Annotated in this window: 9 protein-coding genes and 1 riboswitch; of the genes, 8 read left to right on the top strand and 1 reads right to left on the bottom strand. The window is 66.5% G+C overall.

Annotated features, from left to right (window positions below; all coding sequences use genetic code 11):
• Positions 1 to 76: 76 nt before the first annotated feature.
• The 5 genes from grpE to ACVKN3_RS08190 all read left to right on the top strand — a co-directional run bounded on the left by grpE (position 77) and on the right by ACVKN3_RS08190 (position 6,062).
• Positions 77 to 613 carry a nucleotide exchange factor GrpE gene (grpE, locus tag ACVKN3_RS08210; protein WP_036142085.1) on the top strand — a complete coding sequence of 179 codons (537 nt, stop codon included), beginning with the start codon at positions 77 to 79 and terminating at the stop codon, positions 611 to 613.
• Between the two features lie 91 nt (positions 614 to 704).
• Positions 705 to 2,633 carry a molecular chaperone DnaK gene (gene dnaK / locus ACVKN3_RS08205; protein ID WP_036142082.1) on the top strand — a complete coding sequence of 643 codons (1,929 nt, stop codon included), beginning with the start codon at positions 705 to 707 and terminating at the stop codon, positions 2,631 to 2,633.
• Positions 2,634 to 2,760: 127 nt separating this feature from the next.
• Positions 2,761 to 3,897 (top strand): molecular chaperone DnaJ, encoded by a 1,137-nt coding sequence (gene dnaJ / locus ACVKN3_RS08200; RefSeq protein WP_354514456.1) that lies wholly within the window; start codon positions 2,761 to 2,763, stop codon positions 3,895 to 3,897.
• 54 nt (positions 3,898 to 3,951) lie between these two features.
• On the top strand, positions 3,952 to 4,746 hold the full coding sequence (dapB, locus tag ACVKN3_RS08195; protein ID WP_354514458.1) for a 4-hydroxy-tetrahydrodipicolinate reductase: 795 nt from the start codon (positions 3,952 to 3,954) through the stop codon (positions 4,744 to 4,746).
• A 95-nt stretch (positions 4,747 to 4,841) separates the two neighbouring features.
• Positions 4,842 to 5,035: riboswitch (yybP-ykoY riboswitch) on the top strand.
• Positions 5,036 to 5,054: 19 nt separating this feature from the next.
• Complete coding sequence (locus ACVKN3_RS08190; RefSeq protein WP_354514460.1) at positions 5,055 to 6,062, top strand: sodium:calcium antiporter; 1,008 nt, start codon at positions 5,055 to 5,057, stop codon at positions 6,060 to 6,062.
• Here the strand turns inward: ACVKN3_RS08190 and ACVKN3_RS08185 are convergent.
• Entirely contained in the window at positions 6,059 to 6,742 is a 684-nt protein-coding gene (locus ACVKN3_RS08185) for a 2OG-Fe(II) oxygenase family protein (RefSeq protein ID WP_354514462.1), read from the bottom strand. The two genes, ACVKN3_RS08190 and ACVKN3_RS08185, sit on opposite strands and share 4 nt — an antisense overlap.
• Before the next feature lie 216 nt (positions 6,743 to 6,958).
• Here ACVKN3_RS08185 and carA point away from each other — a divergent pair, with 216 nt between their 5' ends.
• Genes carA through greA form a run of 3 tightly spaced genes read left to right on the top strand, consistent with a single transcriptional unit; the run spans position 6,959 to position 11,863 of the window.
• Positions 6,959 to 8,098, top strand: coding sequence for a glutamine-hydrolyzing carbamoyl-phosphate synthase small subunit (gene carA / locus ACVKN3_RS08180; protein ID WP_354514464.1), 1,140 nt, complete (start codon positions 6,959 to 6,961; stop codon positions 8,096 to 8,098).
• Between the two features lie 58 nt (positions 8,099 to 8,156).
• Positions 8,157 to 11,384 (top strand): carbamoyl-phosphate synthase large subunit, encoded by a 3,228-nt coding sequence (gene carB, locus ACVKN3_RS08175; protein WP_354514466.1) that lies wholly within the window; start codon positions 8,157 to 8,159, stop codon positions 11,382 to 11,384.
• Positions 11,381 to 11,863, top strand: coding sequence for a transcription elongation factor GreA (greA, locus tag ACVKN3_RS08170; RefSeq protein ID WP_285402281.1), 483 nt, complete (start codon positions 11,381 to 11,383; stop codon positions 11,861 to 11,863). The genes carB and greA overlap by 4 nt, the downstream gene beginning before the upstream one ends.
• The last annotated feature ends 150 nt before the right edge of the window (positions 11,864 to 12,013 follow it).

The raw sequence follows: 12,013 nt of genomic DNA, 5'->3' as shown, positions 1-12,013 counted from the left end.
AGGCGGGTTTGGTAATTCCCGCGAATGTTCGGCCCCGCGTCACCGCGGGGCCGGTGAGCTGACATTTGGAGTAATCATGCAGAACAACGATCCCCACGCGCCCGATCCGGCGCAGGACGGCGGTGTCGCCGAGAACGGCGCACAGGCCGAGCTCGATGCGCTGAACGCCCAGCTTTCCGCGATGGAAGTCGAGCTGGCCCAGGCCCGCGAGACGGTCCTGCGCGAAAAGGCGGAGATCGAGAACCAGCGCCGGCGCATGCAGCGCGACCTCGACCAGGCGCGTCGCTTCGCCAACGAGAAGCTGCTGGGCGACCTGCTGCCGGTCTACGACGGCATCGCGCTCGGCCTGGCCAACCAGTCGGCCGATGCGAAGACACTGCGCGAGGGACTGGAAATGTCGCTCAAGCAGCTGGAAAAGGTGACTCAGGCCAACGGCCTGTCGGTGGTCGATCCGCTGCACCAGCCGTTCAACCCGGAGCACCACCAGGCGATCAGCTCGGTCGAGTCGAACGAGCACGCGCCCAACACGGTGGTGGCGGTGGTCCAGAAGGGGTTCGTGCTGAACGATCGCCTGCTGCGCCCGGCGCTGGTCGCCGTGGTTCGCGATAACTGATACCGAAGATATTGAATCGATGGGGGTTACCCCCATTTTCCACACCAGTCGCGGCCGCGGGGGCCGCTTAGATATAAACGGAGCAACTTCAATGGCCAAGATCATCGGCATCGACCTCGGTACGACCAACTCCTGCGTGGCAGTGATGGAAGGGTCGACCGCGCGTGTCATCGAGAACGCCGAGGGCGATCGCACCACGCCGTCCATCGTCGCCTTCACCAAGGACAACGAAGTCCTGGTGGGTGCGCCGGCCAAGCGTCAGAGCGTCACCAATCCCAAGAACACCTTCTACGCGGTGAAGCGCCTCATCGGCCGCAAGTTCACCGACGCGGAAGTGCAGAAGGACCTCAAGCTGGTCCCCTACGGCATCGTCGCGCATGACAACGGCGACGCCTGGGTGCAGACCGCCGACGGCAAGAAGATGGCCCCGCAGGAAGTGTCCGCGAAGGTCCTGATGAAGATGAAGAAGACCGCCGAGGACTTCCTGGGCGAGGCCGTCACCGAGGCCGTCATCACCGTGCCGGCCTACTTCAACGACAGCCAGCGCCAGGCCACCAAGGACGCGGGCAAGATCGCGGGCCTCGAGGTCAAGCGCATCATCAACGAGCCGACCGCGGCCGCGCTGGCCTACGGCCTGGACAAGACGTCCGCGAAGGATCGCAAGATCGCCGTGTACGACCTGGGCGGCGGCACGTTCGACGTCTCGATCATCGAGATCGCCAACGTCGACGGCGAGAAGCAGTTCGAAGTGCTCTCGACCAACGGCAACACGTTCCTGGGCGGCGAAGACTTCGACAACCGCGTCATCGACTACCTGGTGGAAGAGTTCAAGAAGGAGCAGGGCATCGACCTGCGCCAGGACCAGCTGGCCCTGCAGCGCCTGAAGGACGCCGCCGAGCGCGCCAAGATCGAACTGTCCTCGGCTCACCAGACCGACGTGAACCTGCCGTACGTCACCGCCGACGCTACCGGCCCGAAGCACCTGAACATCAAGCTGACCCGTGCCAAGCTGGAGTCGCTGGTGGAAGACCTGGTCAAGGGCACCATCGACCCCTGCCGCACCGCGCTGAACGACGCCGGCCTGAAGATCTCCGACATCGACGAAGTGATCCTCGTCGGCGGCCAGACCCGTATGCCCAAGGTCCAGGAAGCCGTGAAGGACTTCTTCGGCAAGGAAGCGCGCAAGGACGTCAACCCGGATGAGGCCGTCGCCGTCGGCGCCGCCATCCAGGGCGGCGTGCTGGGCGGTACCGTCAAGGACGTGCTGCTGCTCGACGTCACCCCGCTGTCGCTCGGTATCGAGACGATGGGCGGCGTGATGACCAAGCTGATCGAGAAGAACACCACGGTGCCGACCAAGGCCTCGCAGACCTTCTCCACCGCCGAGGACAACCAGAACGCCGTGACCGTGCACGTGCTGCAGGGCGAGCGCGAGCGGGCCAACGCGAACAAGTCGCTGGGCAAGTTCGATCTTTCCGGCATCCGCTCGGCGCCGCGCGGCACCCCGCAGATCGAAGTGACCTTCGACATCGACGCCAACGGCATCCTGCACGTGTCCGCCAAGGACAAGGACACCGGCAAGGAACAGAAGATCGAGATCAAGGCCGGTTCGGGCCTGTCCGACGAGGAAGTGGCACGCATGGTCGCCGACGCGGAAGCCAACCGCGAAGAGGACCGCAAGTTCCACGACCTGGTGCAGGTGCGCAACAAGGGCGACCAGCTCGTCCACGCCACGCGCAGCCAGCTGAAGGAGCACGGCGGCAAGATCCCGGCCGAGCAGCTGGCCAGCATCGACGGTGCGGTCTCCGAGCTGGAGAAGGCGCTGTCGGGTGAGGACAAGGACGCTATCGAGTCGAAGATCGCCAACCTCGAGCAGGTCGCGCAGGCCCTGGCCGCCGCGGCGCAGTCGTCGGGTGGCACGCAGGACACCGCGCAGCAGTCGGCACCGGGCGGCGGTTCGGCCCAGCCGGACGACGTGGTGGACGCCGAGTTCACCGAGGTCAAGGACGAGAAGAAGTAATTCGTCCCGACAAGGCAACGGCGTGCCGCGGGTTCCATACCCGCGGCACGCTATCGGTTAACCGGCACGATCGCGTCGAAGGGCAACCTCTCGGCGCGTTCGTCCGTCCAGGGAAAGCAAGCGTGCCATGAGCAGCAAGCGCGACTACTACGAAATTCTCGGTGTCGAACGCACCGTCACTGACGGCGAACTCAAGACGACCTTTCGTCGCGTCGCGATGAAGTACCACCCCGACCGCAATCCGGACGATCCGGCGGCGATCGACAAATTCAAGGAAGCCAAGGAAGCCTACGACGTGCTGTCGGATGCGCAGAAGCGCGCCGCGTACGATCAGTACGGCCATGCCGCCTTCGAGGGCGGCGGCTTCGGTCGTGGCGGCGGAGGCGGTGGCGGCTTCGGTGACGTCGGCGATATCTTCGGTGACATCTTCGGCGACATCTTCGGTGGTGGCGGTGGCCGCCAGCGCGCGCGCCGCGGTGCCGACCTGCGCTACATGATGGACCTGGATCTCGAAGAGGCCGTGTTCGGCGTCGAGAAGAAGATCGAGATCCCGACTCAGGTCAATTGCCACCACTGCAACGGCAGCGGCTCGGAAGACGGCAAGGTGTCCAAGTGCGGTACCTGCGCCGGCCACGGCCGCGTGCGCATGCAGAACGGCATCTTCTCCATCCAGCAGGCCTGCCCGACCTGCCACGGTACCGGACAGAAGATCGACAAGCCCTGCAAGAAGTGCCACGGGGAAGGGCGGCTGGAGGAACAGCGCGCGCTGTCCGTGCAGATTCCGGCGGGCGTCGACAACGGCGACCGCATCCGCCTGACCGGCCAGGGCGAAGCCGGTCCCGCCGGTTCGCCGGCCGGCGACCTGTACGTGGAAGTGCGGGTGCGCGAGCACGCCATATTCCAGCGCGACGGCAGCGACCTTTACTGCGAGGTGCCGATCCGCTTCGCGCAGGCCGCGCTGGGCACGGAGCTGATGGTGCCGACGCTGGAGGGCGAGATCGCAGTGAGCGTGCCCCCCGAGACCCAGACCGGGCACCAGTTCCGCATGCGCGGCCGTGGCGTGAAGTCGGTTCGCGGCGGGCGCACGGGCGACCTGGTCTGCACCGTCGTGGTGGAGACCCCGGTACGCCTGACCAAGGAACAGCGCGAACTGCTCACGCAGCTCGAGGCCACGTTCGTGGGCGAGGAAGCCGCCAAGCACACGCCGCGTTCCACCACCTTCATCGACGGCGTCAAGGACTTCTGGTCGAAGGTCACCTCGTAAGCCGGACGGCCATCCACTAGCATGGCCGTCCGTTCATCGCCGAGGTTCCACCCCATGACCCGTCCCGTCCGTCTCGCCATCAGCGGCGCCTCCGGCCGTATGGGCTCCGCCTTGCTCGGCCTGGTGCGCGAGGATGCGCGTTTCGACGCGGTGCGGGCGGTGGTGTCGTCGGCCTCGCCGCGCCTGGGCAAGGCCGCCTACGGCGACGTCTCCGCCCTGCGGTTCAGCGACTGGACCGATGCCGCCGACATCGACGTGGTGGTCGATTTCAGCGGCCCGGAAGGCCTGGCCGCTGCGTTGGACTACTGCGAGGCGAGCGGCGCCTCGCTGGTCACCGGCAGCACCGGCCTCGGGCCGGCCCTCAGCGAGCGCCTTATCCGTGCCACCGAGCGCATCGCCGTGCTGCATGCGGCCAACTTCAGCCTGGGCGTGGCGGTGCTGACGCGCCTGCTGCGCGAAGCCGCGGCCGCCTTGCCCGGCTGGGACCTGGACATCGTCGAGGCGCACCACAACCGCAAGGAAGACGCACCGTCCGGTACGGCGCTGGCGCTCGGCCACGCCGCGGCCGCCGGTCGCGGCGCCACGCTGGATGAATTGGCCGTCTATACGCGCGAGGGGCGTCCGGGTGCGCGTCAGGCCGGCACGATCGGGTTCGCGGTGGTGCGTGGCGGTGACATCGTCGGCGAGCACCAGGCGTTGCTGATGGGGCAGGGCGAGCGTATCGAGCTCGCGCATCGGGCGACGGATCGGTCGATCTTCGCACGCGGGGCGCTGGAAGCCGCGGCGTGGATGGCGGGGCGTGCGCCGGGTGGGTGGACGATCGAGGATGTGATCGGGACGCGGGTTTGATGGGGGAAGGGTGAGGCGATCTGGTTTTTTCGCCCACATCGTGGGCTCCTACGGCGGTGGGGTTGGGGGTGGCTGCGGGGCGTGATAGGATTCCGCCCGAAGTCATTGGGGAGTAGCCATCTCCGTACCCAGGAGAGTTCGCGTCAACACACTTGGTGGCCTCGGCCCCATGGCGCGAACGGCAGCAGCGTAGGAGAGTACGCTGCCCGCCCGGCGAGACCTTTGGCCAGCGACATGCTTACCCGGGCCGGGCGAGCGGTGTCGTTGAGCCATCGGTATTTTCTCGCTCGCTCGGCCTTAGACTATCCATGCTGCTGACATGCTTCCTGTTCCTGGTTTCCGCCGGGGCCATCTATTTCGCGTGCGAATACTTCGTCAACGGCGTCGAGTGGTTCGGGCGCAAGCTCAACCTCGGCGCCACCGCCACCGGCACCGTGCTTGCCGCCTTCGGCACGGCGCTTCCCGAAAGCGCGGTCACCTTCGTCGCCGTGATGTTCGGCAAGACACCCGAAGCGAAGGATATCGGCGTGGGCGCGGCGCTCGGCGGCCCCCTGGTCCTGGCCACCATCGCCTATGCCGTCGTCGGCTTCGCGCTGTATGCGGGTCGCAAGCGGCTGAACCGGCCGGACCTGCGGGTACGCGTCGACAACCAGCGCCTGGCGCGCGACCAGTCCTGGTTCCTTGCCATCTTCATCGTCAAGGTGGGGCTGGGCCTCGTGGCCTTCGCCTGGAAGCCGTGGCTGGGCGTGCTGTTCCTGCTGGCCTACGTGGCCTACGTGTGGCGCGAGATGCGCGACGACACCACGGCACCGGAAGAGGAGGCGCTGGAACCGCTGACCTTCCGCCCGCGTGACGCCAATCCGTCGATGGGCTGGGTGGCATTGCAGACCGGCCTGGCCCTGCTCGTCATCGCTATCGCCTCGCGCACCTTCGTCTGGCAGCTGGAGGCCTTCGGTGACTTCTTCCAGCTGTCGCCGCACATCGTCGCGCTGGTGCTCAGTCCGGTAGCGACCGAACTGCCCGAGACCGTCAACGCGCTGATCTGGGTGCGCCAGGGCAAGGAGCGGCTGGCCCTGGCCAACATCTCCGGGGCCATGATGATCCAGGCGACCATTCCCAGTTCGCTGGCGCTGTTCGCCACCCCGTGGCTGTTCGATACGCCGCTGATCGTGGCCGGTGCGATCACCATGGTCGCGGTGGTGGCGCTGTGGGCGATGTTCCGGCGCGGGTCGGTGGAGGCGCGCTGGCTGATGCCGATCGGCGCGCTCTACGGCGTGTTCGCCGTCTTCGTCGGCTGGTGGTTCGGGGTGCGCTAGTCCGGGTGCGAGGCGTTGCGATCCCGGTCAGCGCCCATCTTGCGGTCCAGCTTGCCGAAGATCTTCTTGAACACCCGCGAGAACTTGCCACGCTTGGTCTTGCGGGCCTTCTCTTCCTCCGAGGTGAGCCAGGCCACCTGGATCACCCGGCGCTCGCCCTCGTAGGGCAGGTGGCCGTGGAAGGAATTCTCCGCCCGGCGAAACACCGCGAACTCGCCGTAGAGCGGCTTCAGCTCGGGCGCCACGAGGTCGTCGATGTCGTTGATCGAGCGCAGGAAGCGCAGGCAGCCGTCGCTGGTGTCCGGCCATAGCGGGTTGAGGTAGATCAGCGCGGTGGCGACCTTCGACTTGCTGTCGGTGTGGATGGTGCCGTGCCGGCGGTTGAGCAGGCGGCAGAGGGTGACCAGGGTGGGGTAGTTCTCCAGCCCGGGAATGCCCAGGTGGCGGCCGATGGCGGCCGAGAACGCGCGCGAGGTCATCTGTTCGACCAGTTCGTTCACCGACGGGCCGCAATCGCTGGCGTCGTACGGGAAAAACCCCGCGCTGGTGTACTGCGGAAAATCGCGCTCCAGTTCCGCCCGGCACTCGTCCGGCAGCTGGCCGTGCGCGATCATGAACGAAAAGGGCTCGTGCCGGATGTCGGTGTCCGGACGTTCCAGGCGGGCGGGATCGAGCAGCATGCGACGGTTCTCGGGTGGTCTGGCTCGCCGCCATTGTATCGCGTCGGACCGGCGTCCCAGCGATATTCCGCCGCACCGCCGTTCATGCATCGCGGGTGGACAAAAGCGGCCTTCACACCTATCATTCTTACCCGCCCAGCGATCCCTTATCCCCAAGGCCCACGAGCCGCTCAATGCAGGCTTGCGGGCTTTGCTGCACCCGAAGGCGGCCATCCCATGCGTACACCTGCTCTGCTTGCTCTCGAAGACGGCAGCATTTTTCACGGCCATGCGGTCGGTGCCCGCGGTGAGACGATTGGTGAGGTGGTGTTCAACACCGCCATGACCGGTTATCAGGAAATCCTGACCGACCCCTCGTACTCCCGCCAGATCGTCACGCTGACCTATCCGCACATCGGCAACACCGGCACCAACGACGTCGACGTCGAGGCCGACCGCGTCCACGCCGCCGGCCTTATCGTGCGCGACGTGCCGCGCCTGGCCAGCAACTGGCGCAGCGTCGAGCCCCTGCCGCAGTATCTTGCGCGCCATGGCATCGTCGCCATCGCCGGCATCGACACGCGTCGCCTCACCCGCATCCTTCGCGAGAAGGGCGCGCTGGGCGGCTGCATCGTCGCCGGCGACGCGATCGACGCCGACGCGGCGGTGGCCAAGGCACGCGGCTTCGAAGGCCTGAACGGCATGGACCTGGCCAGGGTGGTCAGCACAAAGCAGACCTACCAGTGGTCCGAGGGCATCTACGACCTCGACAAGCAGGCCTTCCAGAACGTGCCCAAGACGTTCAAGGTCGTGGCCTACGACTTCGGCGTGAAGCAGAACATCCTGCGCCTGCTCGCCGGTCGCGGTGTCGACATCACGGTGGTGCCGGCGCAGACGCCCGCGTCGGACGTGCTGGCGATGAATCCGGACGGCGTGTTCCTGGCCAACGGTCCGGGCGATCCGGCCGCGTGCGACTACGCGATCGAAGCGACGCGGCAGATCCTCGACACGAAGATCCCGCTGTTCGGCATCTGCCTGGGCCACCAGATCCTGGCCCTGGCGGTGGGCGCGAAGACGCTGAAGATGAAGTTCGGCCACCACGGTGCCAACCACCCGGTGAAGGACCACGACACCGGCCGCGTGCTGATCAGCTCGCAGAACCACGGCTTCGCGGTGGACCCCGCCACGCTGCCGGCCAACGTGCGGATCACGCACACCTCGCTGTTCGACGGGTCGCTGCAGGGCTTCGCCCTGACCGACCGGCCGGCCTTCTGTTTCCAGGGCCATCCGGAAGCCAGCCCGGGCCCCGAAGACGTCGGCTACCTGTTCGACACGTTCATCGCCTCGATGGAAGAGCACCGGGCCAAGCGCGCGTAACCACGCGCCGCGCTGTCCCCGACCCCCTCATCCATCCGCTTCGTTTGCGAGAGATACCATGCCCAAGCGCACAGACATCAAGACCATCCTCGTCATCGGCGCCGGCCCGATCGTCATCGGCCAGGCCTGCGAGTTCGACTACTCCGGTGCCCAGGCCTGCAAGGCGCTGAAGGAAGAGGGCTACCGCGTCGTCCTGGTCAACTCCAACCCCGCCACGATCATGACCGACCCCGATACGGCCCACGCGGTCTACATCGAGCCGATCAACTGGCAGACGGTGGAGCGCATCATCGCCAAGGAGCGTCCCGACGCCATCCTGCCGACGATGGGTGGCCAGACCGGCCTCAACTGCGCGCTCGACCTCGCCGACCACGGCGTGCTCGAGAAGTACAACGTCGAGCTGATCGGCGCGTCGCGCGAAGCCATCCGCATGGCGGAAGACCGCAACCTGTTCCGCATCGCCATGGCCGAGATCGGCCTGGAATGCCCGAAGGCCGAAGTGGCCCGCTCGATGGAACAGGCGCTGGAGATCCAGCAGACCGTGGGCTTCCCGACCATCATCCGGCCCAGCTTCACGCTGGGCGGTTCGGGCGGCGGCATCGCGTACAACAAGGAAGAGTTCGTCGAGATCGTCGGTCGCGGCCTCGAGCTCTCGCCCGTGCACGAGGTGCTGGTCGAGGAATCGGTGCTGGGCTGGAAGGAATTCGAGATGGAAGTGGTCCGCGACAAGGCGGACAACTGCATCATCGTGTGCTCGATCGAGAACTTCGACCCGATGGGCGTGCACACCGGCGACTCGATCACCGTCGCGCCGGCGCAGACCCTCACGGACAAGGAATACCAGCGCCTGCGCAACGCCTCCATCGCGGTGCTGCGCAAGATCGGCGTGGACACCGGCGGTTCCAACGTGCAGTTCGGCATCAATGCCGAGGACGGCCGCGTTGTCGTCATCGAGATGAACCCGCGCGTGTCGCGTTCCTCGGCGCTGGCCTCCAAGGCCACCGGCTTCCCGATCGCCAAGGTGGCCGCCAAGCTGGCCGTCGGCTACACGCTGGACGAACTGAAGAACGACATCACCGGTGGCCTCACCCCGGCCTCGTTCGAGCCGTCCATCGACTACGTGGTCACCAAGATCCCGCGCTTCGCCTTCGAGAAGTTCCCGGCCGCGGATGCGCGCCTGACCACCCAGATGAAGTCGGTGGGCGAGGTGATGGCGATGGGCCGCACCTTTACCGAATCGATGCAGAAAGCCCTGCGCGGCCTGGAGATCGGCAAGACCGGCCTCAACCCGACCGGCCTGGACATCGGCAGCGAAGAGGGCTTCCTGACGCTCAAGCGCGAGCTGCGCGAGCCGCGCCCGGACCGTGTGTTCCACGTCGCCGATGCTTTCCGCGCCGGCCTGTCGCTGGAAGAAGTGCACGCGCTGACCCGCATCGACCCGTGGTTCCTCGCCGCGTTCGAGGACATCGTGATGACCGAGGGCGAGGTGCAGCGCCAGGGCCTGACCGCGCTGGACGAGCCGCGCATGCGCGAGCTCAAGCGCATGGGCTTCTCCGATGCGCGCCTGGCCGAGCTGGTCGACACCAACGAAGCCGCCGTGCGCCACGTGCGTCGCACGCTGGGTGTGCGCCCCGTGTACAAGCGCGTGGACTCCTGCGCCGCCGAGTTCGCCACCACCACCGCGTACATGTACTCCACGTACGAGGAAGAGTGCGAGGCCAACCCGACCGACCGCGAGAAGATCATCGTGCTCGGCGGCGGCCCCAACCGCATCGGCCAGGGCATCGAGTTCGACTACTGCTGCGTGCACGCGGCGCTGGCGCTGCGCGATGACGGGTTCGAGACCATCATGGTCAACTGCAACCCGGAAACCGTCTCCACCGATTACGACACCTCCGACCGCCTGTACTTCGAGCCGCTGACGCTGGAAGACGTGCTGGAGATCGTCGACCTCGAAAAGCCCAAGGGCGTGATCGTGCAGTACGGCGGGCAGACCCCGCTGAAGCTGGCGCGTGCGCTCGAAGCCGCCGGCGTGCCGGTGATCGGCACCAACGCGGAGTCGATCGACCTGGCCGAGGATCGCGAGCGCTTCCAGAAACTGATCGAGAAGCTCAAGCTCAAGCAGCCGCCGAACCGCACCGCGCGCAACGCCGACGAGGCGCTGGCGCTGGCGCGCGAGATCGGTTACCCGCTGGTGGTCCGCCCGAGCTACGTGCTTGGCGGCCGCGCCATGGAAATCGTCTATGCCGATGCGGATCTCTCGCGCTACATCCGTGAGGCCGTGCAGGTGTCCAACGAATCGCCGGTGCTGCTGGACCGCTTCCTCGACCACGCCGTGGAAGTGGACGTGGACATCGTGGCCGACGCCGAGGGCAACGTGCTGATCGGCGGCATCATGGAGCACATCGAGGAAGCGGGCGTGCACTCGGGCGATTCCTCGTGCTCGCTGCCGCCGTATTCGCTGTCGCAGGAAGTGCAGGACGAGATGCGCCGGCAGGTCACCGAACTGGCGCGCGAGCTCAAGGTCATCGGCCTGATGAACACGCAGTTCGCGATCCAGGGCGACGAGGTGTTCATCCTCGAGGTGAATCCGCGCGCTTCGCGTACGGTGCCCTTCGTCTGCAAGGCCACCGGCATGTCGCTGGCCAAGATCGCCGCGCGGGCCATGGCCGGCCGCTCGCTGGTCGACCAGGGTGCCACGAAGGAGATCATCCCCTCGTACTACTCGGTCAAGGAGGCGATCTTCCCGTTCCTGAAGTTCCAGAACGTCGACCCGATCCTCGGGCCGGAAATGCGCTCCACCGGTGAAGTGATGGGCGTGGGCCGCACCTTCGGCGCCGCCTTCGCGCGTGGTCACGAGGCTGCGGGCATCAATGCGCCGCCCAAGGGCAAGGTGTTCATGTCGGTGCGCGATGCCGACAAGGACCGCCTGCTGCCGATCGCGCAGGATGTCACGGCGCGCGGTTACGTCGTGGTCGCCACGTCCGGTACGGCGTCGTTCCTCGAAAGCCACGGCGTGAAGTGCGAGCGCATCAACAAGGTGCTCGAAGGTCGCCCGCATATCGTCGACCTGATCAAGAACGGCGAAGTGGTCTATATCGTCAACACGACGGAAGGCAAGCAGGCTATTTCGGATTCGTTCTCCATCCGTCGCGAGGCGCTGCAGCAGCGCGTGACGTACTCCACCACCGTGGCCGGCGCGCGCGCCCTCGTGCATTCGCTGGATTTCCACGCCAATGGTGAAGTGAACAGCCTGCAGGACCTGCACAAGGAGCTGAACGCATGAGCGCCACCCGTCCTCCCATGACCGCCGTCGGTGCCGACCGTCTTCGTGACGAGCTGGACTACCTCAAGCGCGTGAAGCGCCCCGAGATCGTCGCGGCCGTAGCGGAAGCCCGTGCGCACGGCGACCTGAAGGAAAACGCCGAGTACCACGCGGCGCGCGAAATGCACGGCTTCAACGAAGGCCGCATCAACGAGCTGGAAGCGGCGCTGTCGAACTCGGAAGTGATCGACACCGAGCGCCTGACCGTCGGCAAACGCATCGTGTTCGGCGCCATCGTCGAGCTGATCGACCTGGACAACGACGCGGAAGTGACCTACCAGATCGTTGGCGATATCGAGGCCGACATCAAGAAGGGTCTCATCGCGGTGTCGTCGCCGATCGCGCGCGCCCTTATCGGCAAGAACGAGGGCGACGAGTTCGATTTCGTCGCACCCAACGGCACCAAGACCTACGAGATCAAGGGCGTCCGCTACCGGTAGGAGCCCACGATGTGGGCGATGGGGTGTGTGGGCGCACGTCCATCGCGCCTATCGCGTTGCTGGTATCGCGCACATCGTGCGCTCCTACCGGGGGGTGAGGCGATCTTGATCGCGCACATCGTGCGCTCCTACGCGGGTTTCGTTGCGTTG

It is taken from the genome of Luteibacter sp. PvP120, from assembly GCF_054055715.1.
Note: the sequence above shows the minus strand (reverse complement) of the source record. Positions and strands in the feature narration are given on the sequence as shown.

What these genes read in the sequence shown, in the direction of transcription:
- grpE (WP_036142085.1), top strand. Translation starts at nt 77, where the DNA reads ATGCAGAACAACGATCCCCACGCGCCCGATCCGGCGCAGGACGGCGGT.
- dnaK (WP_036142082.1), top strand. Translation starts at nt 705, where the DNA reads ATGGCCAAGATCATCGGCATCGACCTCGGTACGACCAACTCCTGCGTG.
- dnaJ (WP_354514456.1), top strand. Translation starts at nt 2,761, where the DNA reads ATGAGCAGCAAGCGCGACTACTACGAAATTCTCGGTGTCGAACGCACC.
- dapB (WP_354514458.1), top strand. Translation starts at nt 3,952, where the DNA reads ATGACCCGTCCCGTCCGTCTCGCCATCAGCGGCGCCTCCGGCCGTATG.
- ACVKN3_RS08190 (WP_354514460.1), top strand. Translation starts at nt 5,055, where the DNA reads ATGCTGCTGACATGCTTCCTGTTCCTGGTTTCCGCCGGGGCCATCTAT.
- ACVKN3_RS08185 (WP_354514462.1), bottom strand. Translation starts at nt 6,742, where the DNA reads ATGCTGCTCGATCCCGCCCGCCTGGAACGTCCGGACACCGACATCCGG.
- carA (WP_354514464.1), top strand. Translation starts at nt 6,959, where the DNA reads ATGCGTACACCTGCTCTGCTTGCTCTCGAAGACGGCAGCATTTTTCAC.
- carB (WP_354514466.1), top strand. Translation starts at nt 8,157, where the DNA reads ATGCCCAAGCGCACAGACATCAAGACCATCCTCGTCATCGGCGCCGGC.
- greA (WP_285402281.1), top strand. Translation starts at nt 11,381, where the DNA reads ATGAGCGCCACCCGTCCTCCCATGACCGCCGTCGGTGCCGACCGTCTT.